Consider the following 21,140-nt stretch of genomic DNA (forward strand, 5'->3'; position numbering starts at 1 on the left):
CTATAGTCACACCTTTCTATTAAAGCCTGTTTGCATTTCGTTTTTGCAAGCAAAGTATAAACAGGCACTCAACCCATCATTGACCTGAATTATATTTTATGAAAAAGTTGCTATTAATTCCGCTGTGTTTTTCCCTATTCTTCACCTCCTGCAGCGACGATGAAGAGGAAGAAGTGATTCCTCCGGTTTCTGTATTGGATGCAGATATGAGAGGCGAATGGACCAATACATCTATTAAAAGAACGTACTACAACTTTGGAGACGAAGTGATGTACGAAGACTCTGTACTGCGTAACGCTAATTTTCGATTTGATGGAAAGCGCATGACAGTGACGCTGCCAGGTAGTGCCGAAAAAGACGTTTGGAATTATGAGTTTCCGAACAACACCGACTCCACCTACATTCAATTACACCAAGACACCACTTCTACCGATTATACTGTTACCTCTATTTCTGATACAGTAATGATCTGGGAAGACGAAATCAGATGGGCAGGCTTTCCTGAGGATGTGCCGGATGACCAGAAAACCACGTCGCGCTATGGCGTTTACAAATGGAAGTTTGTTCGGAAGAAGTAAGTTTTAGTTAGTGACATACTTTCCGAAGGCACGAGTAGTAACTCGTGCCTTTCTTTTTATAGGTTTAAAAGAGCTCAAATAGTATAAATGTTTCCTCAGATACAGGCGAACAAGATGACCGTAAGAGCACGAATGTAAATATATCCTACACGAGTGTAGTAGCGTTATAAGTCTTAAACTTAATCGTTAAGCAAATGAGCATAAACAATATACGCCACTATATGGCTGCATTCACTATACTCGCCATTATAACGCTGGCAGGATGCCAGTCCAGTTCGACACCTGCCGGGTCCGCAGATGCCGAAGCAACAGCTGATAGGCGTCTGGCGCCACAGCGTGTGGACATTAGGGGGAGCGTTGTATCAAGCCGCTATGACCAGGGGCAGGTTATACTGGAGGTAGAAAACTATGCTCCATCACCCAACTCGCGCTACACCCGGGCTTATGTGCTGGTATTGCCTACGGCACAAATGGTTGGTCCGGATGGGCAGGCTATAAGTGTAAGCGAGCTGCGGCAGGGGCAACAAGTAGCTATACTATTGAGAGGTGGCGGAGAGGGAAACTTAGTAGGCATGGGCGTTGCCCGAAAGGTGTGGGTAGAGAACAATTTCTAACCATTCTTCAGGCATACCTTAAAAACAACCTGCTTTATAGGTTCAGCTTTAAAAGCGCCATTCTACCACACTGGCTAAAGTTAGAATCAAAAAGAAGAGCCGCTGCAAGTCTGCAGCGGCTCTTCTTTCTGATTTTAAAAAATTAGTAGTACCTGTCCACCTGATACCTTCTACGGTTGGGATTGCCCCATATATCTCCGGCATTGCTGCCGCTGGCACTGCCTGGGTGATGGCTGTTTGACTGTGGCCTTATATCATCGGTGCCTGTGCCGGGGTGATAGGTTTGTTGGTTCCTGTTTCTGCTATACTCGTTGCTATTATACCTGTTTGGGATTAAAGCACCTTGCCGGTTGTCACGGAAGTTTTGGGAGTTGCCATACCTGTTTTGATTTGCAGGGGCATCACTCCAAAAATCCTGGTTTCTGTTGTGGTCGGAGTTATAGTTTCCCCCTTCATATCTGTTGCGGTCTCGGTTGTTTTGGCGGCTTGCTGAATAATTTTCGTAGCCTCCGTCTTCGCGGCTATAGCGTTCATAGGTATCGCCCATGTCACCTTCGTGGTAGCTATGCCTTACCTGGTTGCGCCCTTCATTCCATCTGCCTCTTTCACGCTGAAAATCACGCTCAAATTCATTTGTTAAATTTCTGGCGCTGTGGTAGTGTTCATCATTCCTGCTGTAGCCATCGTATGGGCCATACTCGTAATAAACTCTATCGTGTCTGTTCATAGTCTTATAGGTTAATTTGCTCACTATTTCATTTTTAAACGGTTCAGGCACTTCACGGTTTTACTCCAGATCAGATCCAGTGCTTTTAGTAGGCTGCCCCTATCATCCAAAGCGACTGGTACACAAAGAAGCCTCTCCTATCCGCTAGCCATACTTTTACTTCAAATTAATCTACACTAGCCACAAACACTGCGCTGGCAGGTTTCTTATGCTTTATAGAATCGTACAAAAAGAACTTTAACTTTTACTCTTTATCTATGAAAACAACTTACAAACTACCGTGGCTGGCCTTATGTGCAGCGGCCGCCTTTACTTTTTCTTCCTGCGATGACGAAGACTTTAAAGACATTTTTGATCCACCTGCTAAAGACAAAACCACACTAACACAAGTAGCACAAACTAACCTGCAATGGACAGGTGTAGCCGTATCAGAGCAAAGCCGGATTTTCGCAAACTTCCCACGCCTTAGCGGTGATGTTCCTTACTCGGTTGTAGAGGTAAAAGAGAATAACGAACTGGTGCCCTTCCCTAACCAGGAATGGAACCAGTGGAACCCTGCGCTCTCGCCAGCAGATCATTTTGTGAGCGTACAGGCGGTGTATGTAGACGATGAAAATTACCTTTGGATAGTGGACCCTGCCAGCCCTATGATGCAGGGAGTAGTAGATGGAGGAGCCAAGCTGGTAAAGGTAGATCTTGCCACTAATGAAATCGTGCAGAAGATCATTTTTTCAGAGCCGGTTATTTATCCTAAAAGTTATTTAAACGATGTGCGAATCGATACCCAACGTGATGTAGCTTACCTGACCGACTCTGGTATGGGAGCCATTGTAGTAGTTGATCTGAAAACAGGTGAAAGCCGGCGCCTGCTGGGCAACCACTACAGTACGAAATCAGAGAACATTATTATAAAACCAGAAGGCATTGTTTACCGCAACCCGGACGGCAGTTTACCTTCAGTGCATTCTGATGGCATTGCCCTAACGCCCCAGCGCGATTACATCTACTACCAGGCCCTGACCGGCACCACGCTCTACCGCATCGGCACGCAATGGCTGCTCGACGAGTCGCTGACAGAAGCACAACGCGAGGCAAAAGTGGAGAAAGTAGGTAAGGTTGGCCCGCACGATGGCATTATCTTTGGCCCCGACGGACGCTTATACTTAACAGGGGTTGCGAACAATTCCGTGGAAAGGCTTAACGGCAATAGAGTAGAGCATGTCGTGAGCAGTGAGCACCTGAAATGGCCCGATACTTTCTCCGTTGGGCCTGACGGCTATATTTATGTAACCACTTCGCAGCTACACTACCAGGGAAACCCGCCAGAGCCATACAAGATATTTAAGTTTAAGCCTGAGCTTTAAGTATAAAAAGGAGTTGCATAAGCGACTCCTTTTTTCTTTGGCACTACATACATCAGCACGCCAAACCGGTTCAAGCACTTCTGGCTTCAGAGCCTGATCAATTTTTTGAGCATGCTGAACTGCCTAGCATAATTTCTGGCAAAGCGGTGTTGAGCCTGAAAGCAGTACTTACGGGTGAGAAAAATGGATATGCCGGCGTATGGCTGAGTTAAACTTGTCTGGACCTGAAATGAACGCAGGATTGAAACAATGAAATAGAAGCCGTGAAAGAGGTAAGTTAGAGCGAACGCCTGAAAAATGCTGCAAACAAAAACAAAAAACAGGTAGTATAACGCTAAGTGTTTATAAATTTGCCCTGCAAGAACATCTTAAATCATAGCGCATGCCAGCATACATCATTGCAGAAATAGACGTAACCGACCCGGAAACCTACACCGCCTACACACAATTAACGCCTGCGACACTTGCCGCCTACGGAGGTAAATTTATAGTACGCGGTGGCCAGCACGAAACGCTGGAAGGTGATTGGCAACCAAACCGTATGGTGGTGTTGGAATTTGAGAGCCTTGCCCGTGCTAAGGAATGGTGGAACTCGCCTGAGTATGCAGGACCTAAATCAATCCGCCAGAAGGCTTCTAATACTAACATGATTGTGATAGAAGGCTATTCTGCCTAACGTACAGGGCCTACTTTACCTTTTTATACTTTTAGATGAACCGTTTCCTGTCACAAGAGAAGTCAGCCACTCTGCTCCAGAACTTACAGGCAGCGTCAGTTCCGTTTACGTACGAACAAGAGAAGCACCGGCTGGCCCTGTTGGATGCAGCTGGAAACGAGCAGCTATACTTTCGCTTACCTATTACGCTGCCTGCACCCTGCACTATCCAGAAGCAGGTAAACTATGTAATTTTGCTGATTCAGTCTGGCAACTGCGCCTTAGGCTATTTTGAGAACGGCAAGAATAAAAACCATAAAGTATTCCGCTCCTACATGGTGCGGAAAAAGCAGGGAAAAAGCCAGATTAAGTACCTCAAAACCAAGGGCAAATCAAGGGCAGGCTCCAGAGTAAGGCTCGGAGAAACGGTGGAATTCTTTGAAAACATCAATGAGCGGCTGCAGACGTATTTCGAGGAGCATGAAGTAGACCGCATCGCCATCAGCTGTTCAAAAACGCTGATCCCCTATCTCTATAATTCCAAAGTTGCCACTCCTTTCAGCAAAAACGATCCGCGCCTGTACAAAATCCCAAAGCACATCCATACCCCTATTTATGAAGTAATGATGCAGGCTAACAAGTTTCTGCTTCGTGGGGAGCTAATTTACGATGAGGCGCAGCAGGACCTGCTGGATGAACTGGTAGGTGAAGTCGGTGCAGAGGGAGAAAGCCATGAGGTAGATGATGCGTTAGATATGGAGGATTTACATGATGATCTGGACGATGAGCAGCACATTTTTTAGCTCATCAGGCTGCACGTGCTTGTAAACCTTAACTCCATACTCCAACCAGGTACGGCAACCGAGACATCATCAAACTTTCTCTCCTTAAACTATGTATATAGTACTATACTTCCTGCCATTTGCGTTCGGGTCCCTACTATCGACTCAGCAGCTTTTTCTACATAGGCAAAAGGACCCAGTACTAATACAAACACATGAACTATACAAAAGCATTACCTATACCCTTGCCCATTTTTATACTTGCCTTCCTGCTACTCTTTACACCTATGCTGGCATCAGGCGCTATACTTTCCCTATCTTTTCAGCAAACTAACACTGCTATTGCCCTTAACACTGCGCAAGCTAAAGTAGACAGTGCTTACCTGACGCAATACATCCAGAATGAAACGGAGTTCCGGCACCACCTGGATCTGGTGAAGCAGTTCTACCGCGAACGGAATTATAAGATAGCGTGGTTTAAGCAGGATGAGTTGGTGCCGCAGGCTGATAGATTGCTAGAGGCCTTGGATAAAGCACATAAAGAAGGTTTAAAACCAAAGAATTACAAGGTAAAGAATCTGCAGCAGATGTATGGCAACTTTCAGGAAACATCCGCAGGAGGCGAAAACAAACAGCAAAAGAAGCAGGAGTTAGACTTAGCCCTTACTGCATCATACTTTAACTATGCTTCTGATTTCTACAAAGGAGTGCTGGACCCGCATAGCGCCGAAGCCATAGAATGGGAAGTAAAGAAGAATAAGATCAAGCTAAACAAAGCTTTAGAAACTATACTACAGGAAAGAGAAAGCTCTTATCCCTACTACGAATTTGAGGCATTGCATAGTGGCTACCAGAAATTACGCGACGTGCTGGTGCAGTACCGGCAGATACAGGAGCGTGGCGGCTGGCCAAAAGTGCAAGGCGAAGATGTAGTAAAGCTTCATGACACTGCCTCTGTAGTACTGAATGTACGAAAAAGGCTTTCCCCGCAACAACAGGTAAACGAACGCGATTCGGTTGCCTTTGTATATGACAAGCAGGTACAGCAACTGGTATCGGACTTCCAGAAGCGCCATGGGCTAGTAGTAGATGGAATACTGGGGCCGCAGACTTATAAGGCTTTAAATGTAACTGTGGATCAACGCATAGACCAGATTGTGCTAAATATGGAGCGCTGGAGATGGTTACCCAAAAATTTGTCTACTGAAGGAAAGCGCGAGCGTTACGTGATGGTCAACATTCCGGCTTTTCGGGTGTCGGTGATGGAGAACGAGCAGGAAGTAATGCGCATGAAAGCTGTAGTAGGCAAAACGATGCACTCTACCCCCATCTTCAGTCACCAAATCCAGTACCTGATGTTTGCACCTTACTGGAACGTGCCAAACAGCATTGTTGAGCAGGATATTAAACCGCATCTCCTACAAAACAGGAATTGGCTGCAAAGCCGCGACATGGAAATGGTAACTACGTTCGGGCCAAACGCTAAGCGGGTGCCGGTAAGCCGCGTAAACTGGAGCACCATGACCCAACACAACTTTGACTACCGTATCCGCCAGCGGCCGGGCCCTCATAATGCGTTGGGCCGCGTCAAGTTCATGTTTCCTAATGAGTATGCGGTATACCTGCACGATACTCCTGCAGATCATCTGTTTTCAGAAAGAGACCGCGACTTTAGCCATGGCTGTGTGCGTGTAGAACGCCCTGCCGATCTGGCTACCTACCTGTTGCAGGATAAGCCGGGCTGGGACAAAAACAGGGTACTTAAAGCAATGAATGCAAAGCAGCAGCAGCGCGTAAACCTGGAGCAGAACGTACCGGTATACTTAGTCTATTTTACGGCTTGGGTTGAAGATGATGGCCAGGTATACTTTAGGGATGATTTGTACGGCCACGACAATGCGCTGGCACAAGAGCTGTTTTAGAACATATTTAAGGTTCCTCCTCTTGCACTGCAAAAGCCTATACCTGAAACTGCACATTTTAGGGCTCCATAGCGCTACTTTGAAACTTATAAAGCGAAACAAAATGGGAGGATAGATAACCATTCTACCCTTTTGCAGTATTTATACCCTACACCCATTAATTTAACTCATGGATACCCCTGCAGAAACTGTTGATGAATCTGGAGCTGTGCTACCAAACCCGAAGGCCTTAGTACCCAATTCCCTACAAGAAGTAAATGTTATATTTATGGGCCCTGTGGTAGATGGTTACTTTCAGCCTGTACCTGATAAAGCAAATACGCCTCCTCGCTGGGAGCAAGGCAGTTATAGTTTAACCGCTGGTAAATGGCCATCGCCCGGTCTTACATCTGACCTGATGGATCTTACCCCGTACAACGGCTATTCTATACTGGTAATGGCCTCTGCCTGGAACAAAGAAGTAATAAGCCAGGCACGCGTATTCGGCGTGCTCACCACCATGGCCTGTGATGTGATCTCTAACTTCGCCTACGAAAATCTCCAGGATAAAGAAGATGAAATAGCCGCCTACATATCCGGCATAAGCAACTAAAAAAAGCCGCTCTATTCCGTGAGCGGCTTTTATGTTTATTCTCAGGAAGGTATATTCAAAGCTTCTCCCTTGCTGGTTCAGCAATCACTTGGCAGATAGCAGGTGATCAACAGATTTTATCTCTCGTTGCAGTGTTCTGCAGCAAGCTTGCCTCTTAAGTATATTGCTCCCGTAATGCTTTCCTTATTTGCTGTCGCTGAGCTTCTCCAGTTCTTCCATATCATCGCTGGAAAGGGAAATAGAAGCTGCTTTGTAGTTCTCCTCCAGGTGCTTTACTTTAGATGTGCCCGGAATAAGCAGAATGTTTGGTGCTCTGTGCAGTAGCCAGCTTAAGGCTATCTGGTACGGTGTAACGCCATGCTTATTGGCCACTTTATTGAGCGGCTCCAGCTCACCTATATTACCTGCGTTAATTGGGTTCCATGGAATAAAAGCCATATCCTGCTCACGGCAATACTCCAGCTCATCTTCCCATTTCCTGAAATCGACGCTATACTTGTTCTGCACCGAAACTACTTTAAAATACTCCTGGGCTTTCTTTATTTCGTCCACACTAACCTCAGAGAGACCGATGTGTTTTACAAGGCCTTCTTCCTGTACCTGCTGTAGAAACTCCAGTGTTTTTTCGTAAGGCACTTCAGGATCAATGCGGTGCAGCTGGTACAAATCAATTTTATCCTGTTTCAGGCGCTTCAGGCTTCCCTCAAGTGCTTTGCGCAAGTAGTCGGGATCTGCGTTTACAGGCCATACATTGGGTCCGGTACGTGTTAAACCTCCTTTGGTAGCAATCACTAAATCCTTAGGATAAGGGTGCAGTGCCTCAGCAATCAGCTCCTCCGACACATTTGGACCGTAACTGTCTGCGGTATCAATAAAATTAATACCTAATTCAACGGTTCGCTGCAGTACACGTATTGCTTCTTCCTTGTCCTTTGGCGGGCCCCAGATACCTTCACCTGTAATGCGCATGGCGCCGTAGCCCATTCTGTTTACTGTTAAATCCCCTCCAATTGTGAAGGTCTTTTCATAGGATGTGTTGTTTGTCATAGTCTTGGTTTGTTGTAAAAAAAGATTCGTCAAGTATAGTTGTACGGCTCTGCCATGAGCATGTTAAAATAGCTTTGTTCAAAACATTGCTGAAGGGTAATAAGTGGTATATAAATACCTGCTCGACATTATGGCTGATAGCTATTGGAGACAACAGCAGTACTGATAGCACTTTCATACATTTGCTATTGCTGTACCAAAAGTCAAGTAGCTATCACATAAAACTCCCGCTGCTAAAGCTTATAAGCTTTAGCAGCGGGAGTTTTACTTTAAAATTAGGCTTATTAAGAATTTTTGCGGCCTAGATAAATTCCATATCCAATTAAAACAGCTCCAGCAGCAATTATAAGATATTGTTGCTCCTTTACCTGTAGGCGTTTAAAAAAACTCAAGCCTTGTCCGGCAGGGTCATTGATAATATCCGTCAGTTGAGACGGGTCTTCTACCAGGCTTTTAAGTGATTCAGTGTTTGAATTTTCCATAGTAACTCTTCAGCTTTAATTAAAAAATAATTGTTCAGGCTTCCGTATAATCAAAACGAAGTAAGCCTATACTTAATATCACGATAGATACAATCTGGCTGTACCTGTCAATACCGTTAGCATACGCACATAAGAGCGACAAAGATGATTGAATTAAACAGAAACATAAATTTTACAGTCAACAGCCTCTGGTGTCTTAAGTAAGTTCCGATTATGCAGGCGTTTTTTCATAACGATAGCATGCTCTTATACTTAATAGTTATACGCATACCTGAAGCAACATTTTAGCAAATTAATGTTGCTCAGGACAAGCTACAGATTATGCCGTTTATACACTTCCTATACTTGATCAATATACGCCCTTATCATTATATTTCACAGCACTTGGTATTCCTCCACCCGCTCTAAACTTTGTCTCCACAATTTTGCAGAGTGGCTATACCTGAAGTGCTATAATTTTATGCATATTGCAGCCTTACCTAACATAGATGCAAGCACTAACTAAGCATAGACTTTCTCTTAGCATATTCTTTTTTCTAACAGGCGTTAACTTTTCCAGCTGGGCATCCAGGATACCTACCATCAAAACCAACCTTGGCCTAAATGAGGCTGAGCTCGGTACCGTTCTTCTGGCCATGCCTGTTAGTTCGCTCATTGGCCTTCCTTTGTCTGGTTGGCTGGTATCAAAATACGAGACGCGCGTCCCCCTGCTATATGCTTTCCTGCTAAATGCCATCTGTCTGACCTTTATTGCACTGGCCTCCACCTCTTTCCTGCTGGTGAGCGCCCTGTTTATGTTTTCCATGAGTATGCGCATCCTGAACATTGCGATGAATACCCAAGCCATAACGCTGCAAAAGCAGTACGACAAAAAGATGAATGGCTCTTTTCATGGCCTGTGGAGCACAGGTGGCATTATAGGTGTGGGCTTCTCCACGCTGCTGATTTCACTGGACGTAGCGATGGTTCCGCACTTGTTTGCAGTATCTGGTCTAACAATAGCGGCTGCTTTATACTTCTACCGCTACTTATTACAGAACGACAAATCCTCGGCTGGCAATAAGTTAACCCTGAGCAAGCCTGATCCTTATATTTTATACTTGGGGCTGCTGGTGTTTTTTGCTGCGCTGTGCGAAGGCGGGATGTTTGACTGGAGTGGTATATACTTTCAGCAAGTTGTGGGGGAAGAAGTTTTTACAGCCGGCTATTTTATATTCATGATCTTTATGGCGCTATCCAGGTTTATTTCAGATCGTATCATCGATAAGATAGGGATGCCCGCTACTTATATGATGAGTGCTTTGCTGATTTTTGTTGGTATTGGCCTTGCTGTCCTTTTCCCGAGCTTCTGGCCTGCCATGATTGGCTTTTCGCTGGTAGGTTTCGGCACTGCCGCTGTTATCCCGATGACGTATACTTTGGCAGGTTCTTCCCCAAAATACTCAGCGGGCATAGCCATATCTTTAGTCACAACTTTCGGTATAGTGGGTATGTTAATTGGCCCCCCTATGATCGGATATCTGGCGCACGCTTTTAACCTGCAGGTATCCTTTGTTGCTTTTGCTCTAGCTGGTGTCCTGCTTATTCCAATCTCAAAAATGTTTTTTAAACTGCAGCGGGATGCATGATATAATACATCAGCGCCTGTAGTACCTCTACTTATTAACCAGAACGGGCTGTCCTATATAAGTAGGCAGCCCGTTCTGGTTATACTTAAAAGTCTGTGCTTTCAGTCTTACTTTAATCTTTCTTTCTGGTAAGCCACATATAAGCACCAGCAGCTACTGCTGCCGTAACAGCCACAGAGGTAATAAATCCTGCCTTGTCATACTTCCATTGGGCATTCATTCCTTTTTCTGCAAAAATGTTAGGGAACTGGCCTTTCTTGATATCATCAATTATCCCTTCTACTTCATCTACTCTATCTGCTAGCACCAGCGGTAACCAGTGAGCAAAACTACCTTCTCCATATTGGAAAGCTTTGCGCCTGATCATACCACTCAGGCCGCTTGGCGGCTTTGATGTTCCGAATACTGCAGTTACGTTTGGGCGCTCATTGGAGTGCAGCACTTCTATATTTACAGGTTGTTGCGTTGGGCGATCCCAATTATATCCACCGTGGTCGTCCTTAGAACGGTTCCTCATCGGATACGTCGGGTCGTTTTTAGGGTCAGCATCAATGCCCCACCCTTTTATCATTGAATAATCTATTTTAGTATTTTCCATAATTATGTCTCCTTATACTCTGGCTGATGGTGGAACAAGAACTGGTTTAATGCAGTAATCCAGTTTATCTGAAAAAATGCGGTAAGCATCAGACACCTCCTCCAGCGGGAAGTGGTGCGTAATAAGCGCTTTAGGGTCCAGCACGCCATCTTGCACGTGTTTGATAAGCCTTGGCAGCAAGCGTTTAACGGATGCCTGATTTCCTCTGATAGTAAGGCCTTTATTCAGTGCGTTACCAATTGGAATTAGGTTACCGGTAGGCCCGTACACGCCCACTATCGACACAATCCCTCCTTTTTTGGCTGAGTTAATGGCCCACTGCAAAGCAGTAGAGGAACCAGCCTGCAACAGCATTTTTCTACCGGTAATTGTCTGCAGCTTGCTTCCTGCCGCCTCAGCACCAACAGCATCTATACATACATCTGCTCCCAGCGAGTCAGTTTGCTTCTTCATAAATACCACAGGGTCTCCTACTGACCTGAAGTTATAGGCTTCACATTGCGCGTAGTTCCTTACAAAATCAAGGCGGTATTCCTCCTGGTCAAACACGATCACACGACCTGCACCGAACAACCAGGCACATCTGGCTGCCATGATACCTACCGGACCAGCACCGAATACAACTACTGTATCTCCTTTCTGGATGCCCCCCATTTCAGCGGCCTGATACCCAGTAGGCACTACGTCTGTTAGCATTACGGCATCATCCGGGTGCATATCTGCCGGAATAACCACGGGACCAACGTTTGCATACGGCACACGCACGTACTCTGCCTGCCCACCGTTATAGCCGCCCGCTATGTGTGAGTATCCGAAAATACCACCTACTGCTGTAGCCTGAGGATTAGCTTCGTGGCAGTTTCCGTAGAGCTCCTGCTTACAAAACGTACACTCGCCACAGGCTATGTTAAAAGGAACAATTACCTGATCGCCTATTTTTATATTGGTTACATCCGGGCCAACCTCTTCTACCACTCCGATAAACTCGTGGCCAAAGGTTTCTCCCACACGGGTATCAGGTACGTTGCCGTTGTACAAGTGCAGATCAGAGCCACAAATACAAGCGCGGGTAACCCGAACTATAGCATCCTGCGGATGCAGTATTTCAGGCATAGGCTTATTTTTATTAAGGCGGACACGTTGCGTTCCGCGATATTCCATTGCTAACATAAGTATGTTTCCTTCAGGTTAATGTGATACATATAGTATAATTTCAATATTTTATCTGATACACGTTCCTTACTCCTAAGAGTGCTAAAGCCGCTGTAACAGGTACCTTTAGATACTTATCTGTTTACTCAAAGTTGCATTAAGAGGTTTAATAAAAGCAATATGAGCCAGGAAAGGCATTATTTTTCAAGCCCCATGACTTTAGCAACAAACGGAAACTCATCACTGTTAACTGTATAAAACCAAGACTTGCACCTCCTGCAGGCAAAACTTAACTGAGGCAGCATTAAAAAATGAGATTGCTGGCCGGCTCTTTTCATCTACAGGAAAAATATCTATCCTCTCCTCGCTCTGGGCCAGCACCAGACATCGCCCTTCATCCAGTAGTTTTCAAAAATGATATTTCCTGTTAATAAAGCTGACGGTTATCACTGATCTTATTGGCTTAAAATCAGACTTTTGCTTAATCACAAACCTCTAAACATGCTAATATGAAAAACAACGAGCAACAACAGTTTAATGGGAAAGTAGCATTGGTAACCGGTGCCTCTTCAGGTATTGGCAAAGCAACAGCCTTGCAATATGCACGTGAAGGTGCCAGCGTAGTGGTATCGGATGTACAGGAAGATAAAGGGCAGGAAGTAGTAGAGGAAATTAAGCAGTTCGGCGGAAAAGCCATTTTTGTAAAGGCCGATGTGGCAAAACCTGAGGATTGTGAAAATCTGGTCAAGCAAACCGTTAAGCAGTTTGGCCAGCTTAACATTGCTTTTAACAATGCTGGTATTGGAGGCGAGGCAGCTCCTGTTGGCGACATGAGTATAGACAATTGGCATAAAGTTATTGCCGTGAACCTGAGCAGTGTATTCTACTGTATGAAGTACCAGATACAACAGATGCTTCAGAATGGCGGAGGCGCTATTGTGAATAACTCATCTATACTTGGGCAGGTTGGTTTTGCCAATTCAGCAGCTTATGTGGCATCAAAGCATGGTGTTGTGGGGCTTACTAAAAATGGCGCTATCGAATACGGAGCTCAGGGCATACGAATAAACGCGGTAGGTCCGGCCTTTATTAAAACGCCCCTGCTGGCAGATGCCGGCATGAATGAAGATACGTTCAAGATGTTGGCAGGACTGCATCCTATCGGAAGAATGGGCGAGTCAGAAGAAGTAGCAGAACTGGTGGTTTGGCTGAGTTCTGACAAAGCTTCTTTTGTAACGGGAGCCTATTACGCAGTAGACGGCGCCTACCTGGCCCAATAACCAGATAAACTGTACCAGCAAAGAAAATATAACTGGTGATATACAGCAGCCTCCACAAAACCTGCAGGACATGAGTGTAATAGAAGAAAAGAGCACCAGGACAAAAGCGGTGCAACTAGAAAAGCAACAGCTTGTCTGGCACGCGATGAAGGCGGAACAGGTGTTGGAGCAACTACAGGTAACAGCTGAGGATGGCCTAGACCTGGAAACAGTAACAAAGCGGCAGGAGCAGTATGGCCTTAACCAAATGACTCCTAAAAAGCAACAGCATGCCTTGATCCGTTTTCTGCAGCAATTCCATCAGCCCTTAATCTACATCCTGCTTGCATCTTCAGTGGTAACTTTCTTTCTGGAAGAATACATAGATGCTGCCGTTATTTTCGGAGTTGTTTTCATCAACGCGATTATCGGTTTTGTGCAGGAGTCGAAGGCAATAGAGGCCATTGATGCCCTGGCTAATAGTATGACGGCCAGAGCACTTGTAGTGCGTAATGGTAACCGACATGCGATAGATGCGCAGGAGTTAGTGCCAGGCGATGTAGTACTGGTTCAGTCCGGTGATAAGTTTCCGGCAGATGTGCGCCTGGTAAAGGAGCGGGACCTTAAAGTAGATGAATCAGCGCTGACCGGTGAGTCGGTCGCTGTTGAAAAAAACACGCATCCTGTAGCAGCCGACAATGTGTTAGGCGACAGGTTCTGCATGGGATTTTCTTCTACTGTCGTGACTTATGGGCAAGCCAGGGGGGTAGTTGTAGCAACCGGCGATGCCACTGAGGTAGGCAAAATACAGCAGTCGATGGCTGGTGCACAGAACCTGGAAACGCCGCTAACTATCAAAATAAAAGAGTTCAGCCACTTGCTGCTATGGGCTATACTTGGCTTATCGGCGCTGGTTTTTGTTATTGGCCTGATACGGGGAGAAAGCATAGCCGATACCTTTATGGTAGCCGTGGCCCTTGCCGTTGGTGCCATCCCCGAAGGGTTGCCAGTGGCCGTTACCATTATGCTGGCACTGGGTGTATCCAACATGGCGGCACGAAGAGCTATCATACGTAAGCTTGTGGCAGTTGAAACCTTAGGCAGCACCAATGTTATCTGCTCCGACAAAACCGGTACGCTGACCGAAAACCAGATGACGGTACAACAGATAGCTGCCGGTGGAGAAGTATACGCTGTAACAGGCATTGGCTACCAGCCGCAGGGAAGTATACTTACTAACGAACAACCTGCCGATGTGCCCCGAAATAAAGCGTTAGAACTTTGCCTGAGAGCCGGGATGCTCTGCAACGAAAGCGCACTTGTTGAGAAGGCAGGAAAATGGACTGCAGAGGGAGACCCTACAGAAGTGGCACTGCTTGTTTCTGCTTTGAAAGCTGGTTTCCAAAATGCAAAGCTAGAGCGGGAAGAGCCACGGCTGGATACCATACCTTTCGAATCAGAATACCAGTACATGGCTACGCTGCATCATGGTCACAAGCCGTTTATCTATCTCAAGGGATCTGTAGAAGCTGTTTTAGAGCGGTGCAATAGCTGTTTGTTGCCTGATGGCACACTGGCTGGCCTAAATAAAACTGCCATACATAAACAGGTGGATGAGATGGCTCACGAAGGGTTGCGTGTTCTGGCCTTTGCCACTGCCGCAGCTCCTGAAGGCACATCTTCCATAGATCACGTTTCCACTTCATCCGGCCTTACATTTCTTGGCTTACAGGGCATGATAGACCCTCCAAGACGGGAGGCCATGGAGGCAGTAAAGCTCTGCCAGCAGGCAGGCATAGATGTTAAAATGATTACGGGAGACCATGCCGTAACAGCCGCTGCCATTGCAAGAGAGATTGGGTTGCGGGGAGCCCATGAGAACGGAAGGTTAAAAGCACTTACAGGCAAGGAGCTTCAGCGCTATTCTGACGCAGAACTTGAGGAGGTGGCAGAGAACACAGCTGTGTTTGCGCGGGTATCGCCAGACCAGAAGTTACGTTTGGTAAAGGCCCTGCAGGCACGCGGAAAAGTAGTAGCCATGACAGGTGACGGAGTAAACGACGGACCGGCACTGAAACAGGCAAACATCGGCATAGCCATGGGTATAACCGGGACTGATGTAGCGAAAGACGCCTCAGACATGATCTTGACAGATGATAACTTTTCTTCCATAGAGGGAGCTGTAGAGGAAGGCCGCAGTGTGTTTGACAACCTGACAAAATTCATTGTCTGGACGCTGCCTACCAACCTCGGCGAAGGTTTGATTGTATTGACAGCCGTTATATTAGGCACTTTATTGCCAGTGCAGCCAGTGCAGATTCTCTGGGTAAACATGACCTCTGCCGTTTTACTCGGCCTTACCCTTGCCTTCGAACCCAAAGAGCCAGGTATAATGAGCAGGCCACCCCGCCCTTCCAGCAAGCCTATACTTACCAAAGAGCTGGTAATGCGTACATTGCTGGTAGGTGCACTGATGCTACTCGCATCCTTCGGCCTATACCTGTTCGAAACTCAATCCGGTTCCTCTATTGAAGAGGCACAGACAGTGGCTACCACTGCTTTGGTTGTGCTGGAGTCGTTTTACCTGCTTAACTGCCGTTCACTTGTAAGACCCATACGCGAAGTAGGCTATTTTTCGAATATGTGGGTGTACTATGGTATAGCTGCCATGTTCTTCTTTCAGGCTTTATTCATCTACGTGCCTATTATGAACACCCTCTTTGGCTCAAGCCCTCTAAGTCCACCGCAGCTGGTACGTGTATTTGGAGCAGGAATGCTGCTATTTATCATCGTAACCATCGAGAAGCAGCTGCGTCTTAGGTTTGCTTCGCCTACAGATGCTGAGGCCTGAGAGCGTACTTTAATGTGTTTCCAATACAGATAGCAATTAGGCAATTTCACTACTAATTGCAAGTATGGGCTCTTGTATAGGCAGGCATTAGATTCAGTTCTTTCACCTGCTGTGCCATCATTACAAGCTTCTCTTTTGTAGTCTTGTAAAATCCTTCTTCAACTTAAAGTATGCAGGCAGCAGATACACTTACTGGTGCTTGCATACCTTTAAGCTAGCTATAGTCGTAGAAAACTTGTTTAACTATTCTTACAAGTTATTTCTAAGTCATAGTTTCTAAGAATTATATTGGAGGAGCACTAGTATACTGCTGCCTGTAGTAATTTGTGTCCGTAGCTTGATTACGTGCTGCTTCACCTGTAAAATCCGGCTTCTGTTGTTCTGTTCTTTGGGTGCAGTAGTACTAAAATTATGTTTATACCCTCTCCTACACACCTGATAAAGCACCGCTCACATAGCCACAGCAACTGAAAACGAGTATTTCATGCAGTAAGCCCCTTTTGATTTTAACCTTAGCAATTGCACAGCGTTTTACAAAACACAGAATCAACAAACGCATGTATGACAAACGCAAGAGGAAGACAAGCTGAAAGCCCCAAAGAAATACCCGGTAAAGGTTGGAAAGATGTACTGATGCGGGTAAAGGAGCAGCTGAGTACCGATAATATAAGTATAGTAGCAGCTGGTGTTGCTTTCTACTTTTTCCTGGCACTGTTTCCTTTGATGGCCGCTATTATTTCTATCTATGGCCTTGTGATGGAACCGGCAGCTGTAGAGCAGCAAATGGAGCAGCTAACAGCCGTACTTCCTGAAGAAGCACACCAGATGCTAAGCGAACGATTACAGAATATTGCGCAGAAATCCAGTTCTACGCTTGGCTGGGGTGTAGCTTTGAGCATACTGCTGAGCTTGTGGAGTGCCAACAGCGGCACCAAATCTCTCTTTGAAGGTATAAATATTGCCTACGACGAGGTAAACGATAGGAGCTTTCTAAAACTGAATGCTATCACTCTACTCTTTACGCTAGCTGGCATTATTATAGGTTCTTTATGTGTGGTGCTGGTAATAGCCTTTCCGGCTGTGATTGATAGTTTGGGGCTACCTGATGTGCTGCAAACGGTGCTTCAGTTTGCCCGATGGGTTTTGTTGGCTGGTATCATAATGCTTGCCCTGGCGTTGATTTACAAGGTAGCACCTTACCGTGATAACCCGAAGTTTAAATGGGTAAGCTGGGGCTCCGGTATCGCAACTGCTCTGTGGATCATCGGTTCCCTGCTCTTTTCGTGGTACGTTAACAACTTTGGTAATTACAATGAGACGTATGGACCGGTAGCAGCAGTTATCATCATGATGCTGTGGTTTAACCTGACAAGCTTTATTATTCTGCTTGGCGCAGAAATAAACTCAGAACTAGAACATCAAACAGCTAAAGACACCACCGTAGGAGAAGATATGCCGCTAGGGCAGCGTAACGCTTACCATGCCGACCATGTGGCTGGCGAAAATGACAATAAATAATATCAAACAAAAAGGCAGGCATATTCTTATACCTGCCTTTTGGTTTGATGTTTAACGAAATGCGTTATGGTCTCTCTCCTTCTGTCCAGCCTCTTCGCTTTACCGTATGGTGCTCTGGCCCTTCTATAAGCATATCGGCTACTGCGCCGGCAGCAAAAGCGTAAATACATTTGTGCAGCAGGTCAATCACCTGCTCGTCTTTTGGCCAGGTCCAGGGCATGGCTCCTACACCTGTAGCATTTTCCAGAGTTTGATCGCTAAGCAAACGCAGGTTCATAAACAGAAATGAGCCTATACTTCCTCTAAATCCTTTCTCTGCCATCAAGCCGCGTACTACGCCTAAAAGTATACCTTCACCCCAATGCATGGTCCAGTTCAGAGGCACATTTTTAGAGTCTGGCTCCGGCTCACGCCCTAGCAGGCGACCTAATGTATGCGCAGGAACATAAGAATCAGGCCGCTTTGTAACCTGCTGCTCTAACTTCTCTGCCAGCGTCATGGCTGCTACTCCGGCGGCTCCTGCCACAAGTCCGTAAATTACTGTTTTCGTTTCCATAGTTGTATTTGTAATGTCGAGCTTCCTGTTGTCTGTAAATTGACAATAGTATTTTATACTGTGGGTGCGTGATTAATGCTATTTATTTACGCCGGACAGGCATGCCAGTTCAGAGCTTAGCAGAATAATTTCAGACTTTCGATTGATACTGGTGCTAGTGAAGTATAATTAGCTGCGTATACAGGTTTATTCAGCTCCCGCTTAAATTTAGAATGCAGTATAAGATCAAGGGCAGTATAATCAGTCAGCAGCGGCAGCTTTTTGAGCATGTGCAGGCAACTTATAATCACCTTACAAGCCCTTACAGTACCAGCCACAGGCAAAGCTTTTAACTATCTAAGTTGCTTTTCGAAAATAGATGTTCTCCGGAAACTTGCCTAAAGCAAACAATGTCACATCACAAAGCCAGACCGATTGTATCTGATGATTTACCGGCTTGTAATACGCTCCCCCACCGGGATCTCCTAAACGTGATATTTCCAGCTTAAGGGCACCTTCAATGGGCTGCTCACTCATCTCCACATCTACCTGGTTATTACCTTTAGCGAGGTAGTCCAGCATGTCATCGGCTCCGGCTACCATGGCTAAATCGCCCTTTGGCCCGGTATAGTCTGGCAGGTCGATATACCAGGTGCCGTATGCCTCTTTGTAGAACCGAAATTTAATTATATCAGAACTTAAACTGCGCACGGTTGCCAGCAGAGCTCCTATCAGTATGAATTGGATTAAAGTTATCATACCCTAGAAACACTGCCGTATTTAGCAATGGTTCAGGATTAGTATTAGTTAATGCTTAGGCGCTGCAGGATAACTTTACAGGGTATGGCAGAGGTAACATCAGCCCGATGCGGTGTATGCAGTGGAATTGCGATAAAGTCTCCCGGCTTCAGCTCATGCACCTCCTCCCCTACGAACATGTTGCAGCTACCCTCCAGTATCAGGAAACGCTCATAATCATCGTGGTGCACCTCATTCTCAGTCATCTCCAAGACCCATACTACAGCAGTAGTAGCTGCAGGTGTGTAACCGATTATTTTAGCATAGACACCTTCCGTATCATCAGGCATTACCATATCTTCACGGTTTAGCCACACGGCAAAATCCTCTACTACTGACTCCGCTGTCAGTACAGGTGGCGCTACAGGCAGCTCTCCCTGCTTCATGCGTTCCATGTAATCAATGGTTGCCAGCACTAGCGACTTAACTGATTTTCGCGGCTGCTCGGCATGTGCCAGGGCATAGCTTTCCATAGCCTGGCTAATGGCATCAATCTCCTGGCGGATTTCCGGATGCGAAGCGGCCATTTTCTCCACAGCAAGAGTTTCCTGAGCCGTGGTGGCCCCCATAATGTATAGCTCCAAAACCCCGGATTCTATAAATTCTGTGAGTTTAGGGTTCATGCTGATTTCTCCGCCTTTAAATGTATAAATGCCTTTTTTAAGGTAAACTTTAGTGACTCTTCAGATATGTTCATTTCTGCTGCTGCCTCGGCACAATTGCGTCCCTTCAGATAAATCAGCTCTAATATAGCTCTTTCCTTAGGTTCCAGGTTGCAGAGTGGTTTATTTTCCAATTGCTCTGCCTCCAACAGCTTCGTCTTCACCACTTCTGCGCAGGCGATGTCTGTCAGGTGCTCATCTTGCCGTGTTGATTTGTACTTTCCAGCTTTAACAGCTTCCAATGCTATACCCCTGGCAATAGCCAAACCCCAGATCAGAAATCTTTTTTTAGAAGCGTCGTATACCTCAATGCGGGACCAAATGGCCAGAAATGTTTCCTGCAAGACTTCTTCCGCCACCTCTCTGTCTGGCACAATCCGCAGAATCACGCCCATCATCACGGGAGCGTAAGCATCGTATAGTAACCCAAGTACTTCCTGTTTGCCTTGCTTTAGCGCCTCTACTAAGCTTTGTTCTGTTTCTCCCTGAAGGTTAATTCCTGACATAACATTATTATCTCCCGACACCGGCTTCCCACGACAAGCGGAGTGAATACAGTTAAATTTAAGTAAATCTGCTGAAAGTACCTAGACTGGATAGGCACCAATCTACCTATAGCACCTGTAACAGGTACAACAGAAGTGGGTGCTAACTACCACATGGATGACTTTGTGCAGAAATGCTGCTGTTTCGTGGTAATACATACTACGGTATCACAAAAGGTATAGTCTGGTTATTGAGTTGAATTAATTGTGAAAAATTGAATTCAGCGTAAGTATAACTTTCTTTTTTAGAGCCACTTGCAGCTTTAAAAACAAGTATAGGCCATACTTTTAGTAGAGTACAGCAGACATACTTACCACATTATAAGAAGAAGGTTCACCACACGATTCGAATCTTAACTCTGTCTTATACTTAAAAAGGGGCTCTAAGGCCCCTTTTTAATATGTATACTTTGAGCAAGTGCTCAGATCAAAGCCTGTCAGAGGTATTTGCTTCGCCTACTTTTTGAAAATGTGTAGCCTGCTTGATCGTCTTTTCTTTTCCATCAGCATCTTCATAAGAGCGTTCTTCTACCTCTACCGATAGCGTTTTGCCTTTTAGCTCTTTTGAATCAACTTCTGTTTTCTCTATACCTACCGCTCTTAAAAAAGCAGCCAAAATAGGTTGACCTGGCTCGCTTATGTAAAATCGCTGATTTACAAATCCGTCTTCGTTTTCTAAACGACAATTGATAAAAGGAACTTCTTTATTTTCACTTTTTCCTTCTTCCACTTCTGTTATTTTCACAACATGCCGACCTTCTGCTAAAAACGGCTTTTCATCTATCTTGAGTTTCATAAGCTTTCTTTTTTACTAATATTTTACGCATTTAC

The 21,140-nt window shown here is 45.6% G+C and carries 21 protein-coding genes; 11 read left to right on the forward strand and 10 right to left on the reverse strand.

Features of this window, described 5'->3' with window-relative positions; translation table 11 throughout:
* The first annotated feature begins 98 nt into the window (after positions 1–98).
* Both ACFQ2O_RS09350 and ACFQ2O_RS09355 read left to right on the forward strand, forming a co-directional pair.
* Positions 99–578 (forward strand): hypothetical protein, encoded by a 480-nt coding sequence (locus ACFQ2O_RS09350; protein WP_377526239.1) that lies wholly within the window; start codon positions 99–101, stop codon positions 576–578.
* Between the two features lie 194 nt (positions 579–772).
* The gene (locus ACFQ2O_RS09355) at positions 773–1,192 is read left to right on the forward strand and encodes a hypothetical protein (RefSeq protein WP_377526242.1); all 420 of its coding nucleotides are present in this window, start codon (positions 773–775) and stop codon (positions 1,190–1,192) included.
* Positions 1,193–1,334: 142 nt separating this feature from the next.
* On the opposite strand, the gene ACFQ2O_RS09360 is transcribed toward ACFQ2O_RS09355, so the two are convergent.
* Positions 1,335–1,919: a hypothetical protein gene (locus tag ACFQ2O_RS09360; RefSeq protein WP_377526245.1), complete on the reverse strand. Its 585-nt coding sequence runs from the start codon at positions 1,917–1,919 to the stop codon at positions 1,335–1,337.
* Positions 1,920–2,176: 257 nt separating this feature from the next.
* On the opposite strand from ACFQ2O_RS09360, the gene ACFQ2O_RS09365 reads away from it, so the two are divergent.
* The 5 genes from ACFQ2O_RS09365 to ACFQ2O_RS09385 all read left to right on the forward strand — a co-directional run bounded on the left by ACFQ2O_RS09365 (position 2,177) and on the right by ACFQ2O_RS09385 (position 7,234).
* A complete protein-coding gene (locus ACFQ2O_RS09365; RefSeq protein WP_377526250.1) occupies positions 2,177–3,283 on the forward strand; it encodes an L-dopachrome tautomerase-related protein in 1,107 nt (368 codons plus the stop codon).
* A 382-nt stretch (positions 3,284–3,665) separates the two neighbouring features.
* Entirely contained in the window at positions 3,666–3,959 is a 294-nt protein-coding gene (locus tag ACFQ2O_RS09370) for a DUF1330 domain-containing protein (RefSeq protein ID WP_377526254.1), read from the forward strand.
* A 35-nt stretch (positions 3,960–3,994) separates the two neighbouring features.
* Entirely contained in the window at positions 3,995–4,741 is a 747-nt protein-coding gene (locus ACFQ2O_RS09375) for a hypothetical protein (protein WP_377526257.1), read from the forward strand.
* 194 nt (positions 4,742–4,935) lie between these two features.
* Complete coding sequence (locus ACFQ2O_RS09380) at positions 4,936–6,642, forward strand: L,D-transpeptidase family protein (protein WP_377526261.1); 1,707 nt, start codon at positions 4,936–4,938, stop codon at positions 6,640–6,642.
* Positions 6,643–6,811: 169 nt separating this feature from the next.
* A complete protein-coding gene (locus tag ACFQ2O_RS09385) occupies positions 6,812–7,234 on the forward strand; it encodes a hypothetical protein (protein ID WP_377526264.1) in 423 nt (140 codons plus the stop codon).
* A gap of 183 nt (positions 7,235–7,417) precedes the next feature.
* On the opposite strand, the gene ACFQ2O_RS09390 is transcribed toward ACFQ2O_RS09385, so the two are convergent.
* Together ACFQ2O_RS09390 and ACFQ2O_RS09395 are read right to left on the reverse strand one after the other, a co-directional pair.
* Positions 7,418–8,281, reverse strand: coding sequence for an aldo/keto reductase (locus ACFQ2O_RS09390; protein WP_377526267.1), 864 nt, complete (start codon positions 8,279–8,281; stop codon positions 7,418–7,420).
* A gap of 284 nt (positions 8,282–8,565) precedes the next feature.
* Positions 8,566–8,763, reverse strand: a complete 198-nt coding sequence (locus ACFQ2O_RS09395; RefSeq protein WP_377526270.1) for a hypothetical protein — start codon at positions 8,761–8,763, stop codon at positions 8,566–8,568.
* A 488-nt stretch (positions 8,764–9,251) separates the two neighbouring features.
* Here ACFQ2O_RS09395 and ACFQ2O_RS09400 point away from each other — a divergent pair, with 488 nt between their 5' ends.
* Positions 9,252–10,391 carry an MFS transporter gene (locus tag ACFQ2O_RS09400; protein WP_377526273.1) on the forward strand — a complete coding sequence of 380 codons (1,140 nt, stop codon included), beginning with the start codon at positions 9,252–9,254 and terminating at the stop codon, positions 10,389–10,391.
* Positions 10,392–10,503: 112 nt separating this feature from the next.
* On the opposite strand, the gene ACFQ2O_RS09405 is transcribed toward ACFQ2O_RS09400, so the two are convergent.
* A complete protein-coding gene (locus ACFQ2O_RS09405) occupies positions 10,504–10,989 on the reverse strand; it encodes a hypothetical protein (RefSeq protein ID WP_377526276.1) in 486 nt (161 codons plus the stop codon).
* 12 nt (positions 10,990–11,001) lie between these two features.
* Complete coding sequence (locus tag ACFQ2O_RS09410; protein WP_377526279.1) at positions 11,002–12,159, reverse strand: zinc-dependent alcohol dehydrogenase; 1,158 nt, start codon at positions 12,157–12,159, stop codon at positions 11,002–11,004.
* A 491-nt stretch (positions 12,160–12,650) separates the two neighbouring features.
* Here ACFQ2O_RS09410 and ACFQ2O_RS09415 point away from each other — a divergent pair, with 491 nt between their 5' ends.
* The 3 genes from ACFQ2O_RS09415 to ACFQ2O_RS09425 all read left to right on the forward strand — a co-directional run bounded on the left by ACFQ2O_RS09415 (position 12,651) and on the right by ACFQ2O_RS09425 (position 17,769).
* Entirely contained in the window at positions 12,651–13,421 is a 771-nt protein-coding gene (locus ACFQ2O_RS09415) for an SDR family NAD(P)-dependent oxidoreductase (protein WP_377526282.1), read from the forward strand.
* Between the two features lie 70 nt (positions 13,422–13,491).
* The gene (locus ACFQ2O_RS09420) at positions 13,492–16,251 is read left to right on the forward strand and encodes a cation-transporting P-type ATPase (RefSeq protein WP_377526285.1); all 2,760 of its coding nucleotides are present in this window, start codon (positions 13,492–13,494) and stop codon (positions 16,249–16,251) included.
* Between the two features lie 561 nt (positions 16,252–16,812).
* Positions 16,813–17,769, forward strand: coding sequence for a YihY/virulence factor BrkB family protein (locus tag ACFQ2O_RS09425; RefSeq protein WP_377526288.1), 957 nt, complete (start codon positions 16,813–16,815; stop codon positions 17,767–17,769).
* A 64-nt stretch (positions 17,770–17,833) separates the two neighbouring features.
* Here ACFQ2O_RS09425 and ACFQ2O_RS09430 read toward each other — a convergent pair whose 3' ends face one another.
* The 5 genes from ACFQ2O_RS09430 to ACFQ2O_RS09450 all read right to left on the reverse strand — a co-directional run bounded on the left by ACFQ2O_RS09430 (position 17,834) and on the right by ACFQ2O_RS09450 (position 21,105).
* The gene (locus ACFQ2O_RS09430) at positions 17,834–18,325 is read right to left on the reverse strand and encodes a hypothetical protein (RefSeq protein WP_377526291.1); all 492 of its coding nucleotides are present in this window, start codon (positions 18,323–18,325) and stop codon (positions 17,834–17,836) included.
* A 336-nt stretch (positions 18,326–18,661) separates the two neighbouring features.
* Entirely contained in the window at positions 18,662–19,063 is a 402-nt protein-coding gene (locus ACFQ2O_RS09435; protein ID WP_377526294.1) for a DUF6717 family protein, read from the reverse strand.
* 44 nt (positions 19,064–19,107) lie between these two features.
* A complete protein-coding gene (locus ACFQ2O_RS09440) occupies positions 19,108–19,725 on the reverse strand; it encodes a cupin domain-containing protein (RefSeq protein ID WP_377526299.1) in 618 nt (205 codons plus the stop codon).
* Positions 19,722–20,270: an RNA polymerase sigma factor gene (locus ACFQ2O_RS09445; RefSeq protein ID WP_377526304.1), complete on the reverse strand. Its 549-nt coding sequence runs from the start codon at positions 20,268–20,270 to the stop codon at positions 19,722–19,724. The genes ACFQ2O_RS09440 and ACFQ2O_RS09445 overlap by 4 nt, the downstream gene beginning before the upstream one ends.
* A gap of 466 nt (positions 20,271–20,736) precedes the next feature.
* Complete coding sequence (locus ACFQ2O_RS09450) at positions 20,737–21,105, reverse strand: hypothetical protein (RefSeq protein ID WP_377526308.1); 369 nt, start codon at positions 21,103–21,105, stop codon at positions 20,737–20,739.
* Between the last annotated feature and the right edge of the window lie 35 nt (positions 21,106–21,140).

It is taken from the genome of Pontibacter rugosus (assembly GCF_042678745.1).
Lineage (GTDB): Bacteria > Bacteroidota > Bacteroidia > Cytophagales > Hymenobacteraceae > Pontibacter > Pontibacter rugosus.

Excerpts from the sequence above, each read along its gene's own strand:
- ACFQ2O_RS09375 (WP_377526257.1), top strand. The coding sequence starts at position 3,995 with ATGAACCGTTTCCTGTCACAAGAGAAGTCAGCCACTCTGCTCCAGAAC.
- ACFQ2O_RS09430 (WP_377526291.1), bottom strand. The coding sequence starts at position 18,325 with ATGGAAACGAAAACAGTAATTTACGGACTTGTGGCAGGAGCCGCCGGA.
- ACFQ2O_RS09400 (WP_377526273.1), top strand. The coding sequence starts at position 9,252 with ATGCAAGCACTAACTAAGCATAGACTTTCTCTTAGCATATTCTTTTTT.
- ACFQ2O_RS09395 (WP_377526270.1), bottom strand. The coding sequence starts at position 8,763 with ATGGAAAATTCAAACACTGAATCACTTAAAAGCCTGGTAGAAGACCCG.
- ACFQ2O_RS09410 (WP_377526279.1), bottom strand. The coding sequence starts at position 12,159 with ATGTTAGCAATGGAATATCGCGGAACGCAACGTGTCCGCCTTAATAAA.
- ACFQ2O_RS09425 (WP_377526288.1), top strand. The coding sequence starts at position 16,813 with ATGACAAACGCAAGAGGAAGACAAGCTGAAAGCCCCAAAGAAATACCC.
- ACFQ2O_RS09405 (WP_377526276.1), bottom strand. The coding sequence starts at position 10,989 with ATGGAAAATACTAAAATAGATTATTCAATGATAAAAGGGTGGGGCATT.
- ACFQ2O_RS09360 (WP_377526245.1), bottom strand. The coding sequence starts at position 1,919 with ATGAACAGACACGATAGAGTTTATTACGAGTATGGCCCATACGATGGC.
- ACFQ2O_RS09370 (WP_377526254.1), top strand. The coding sequence starts at position 3,666 with ATGCCAGCATACATCATTGCAGAAATAGACGTAACCGACCCGGAAACC.
- ACFQ2O_RS09450 (WP_377526308.1), bottom strand. The coding sequence starts at position 21,105 with ATGAAACTCAAGATAGATGAAAAGCCGTTTTTAGCAGAAGGTCGGCAT.
- ACFQ2O_RS09365 (WP_377526250.1), top strand. The coding sequence starts at position 2,177 with ATGAAAACAACTTACAAACTACCGTGGCTGGCCTTATGTGCAGCGGCC.
- ACFQ2O_RS09440 (WP_377526299.1), bottom strand. The coding sequence starts at position 19,725 with ATGAACCCTAAACTCACAGAATTTATAGAATCCGGGGTTTTGGAGCTA.
- ACFQ2O_RS09350 (WP_377526239.1), top strand. The coding sequence starts at position 99 with ATGAAAAAGTTGCTATTAATTCCGCTGTGTTTTTCCCTATTCTTCACC.
- ACFQ2O_RS09420 (WP_377526285.1), top strand. The coding sequence starts at position 13,492 with ATGAGTGTAATAGAAGAAAAGAGCACCAGGACAAAAGCGGTGCAACTA.
- ACFQ2O_RS09355 (WP_377526242.1), top strand. The coding sequence starts at position 773 with ATGAGCATAAACAATATACGCCACTATATGGCTGCATTCACTATACTC.
- ACFQ2O_RS09390 (WP_377526267.1), bottom strand. The coding sequence starts at position 8,281 with ATGACAAACAACACATCCTATGAAAAGACCTTCACAATTGGAGGGGAT.
- ACFQ2O_RS09435 (WP_377526294.1), bottom strand. The coding sequence starts at position 19,063 with ATGATAACTTTAATCCAATTCATACTGATAGGAGCTCTGCTGGCAACC.
- ACFQ2O_RS09380 (WP_377526261.1), top strand. The coding sequence starts at position 4,936 with ATGAACTATACAAAAGCATTACCTATACCCTTGCCCATTTTTATACTT.
- ACFQ2O_RS09445 (WP_377526304.1), bottom strand. The coding sequence starts at position 20,270 with ATGTCAGGAATTAACCTTCAGGGAGAAACAGAACAAAGCTTAGTAGAG.
- ACFQ2O_RS09415 (WP_377526282.1), top strand. The coding sequence starts at position 12,651 with ATGAAAAACAACGAGCAACAACAGTTTAATGGGAAAGTAGCATTGGTA.
- ACFQ2O_RS09385 (WP_377526264.1), top strand. The coding sequence starts at position 6,812 with ATGGATACCCCTGCAGAAACTGTTGATGAATCTGGAGCTGTGCTACCA.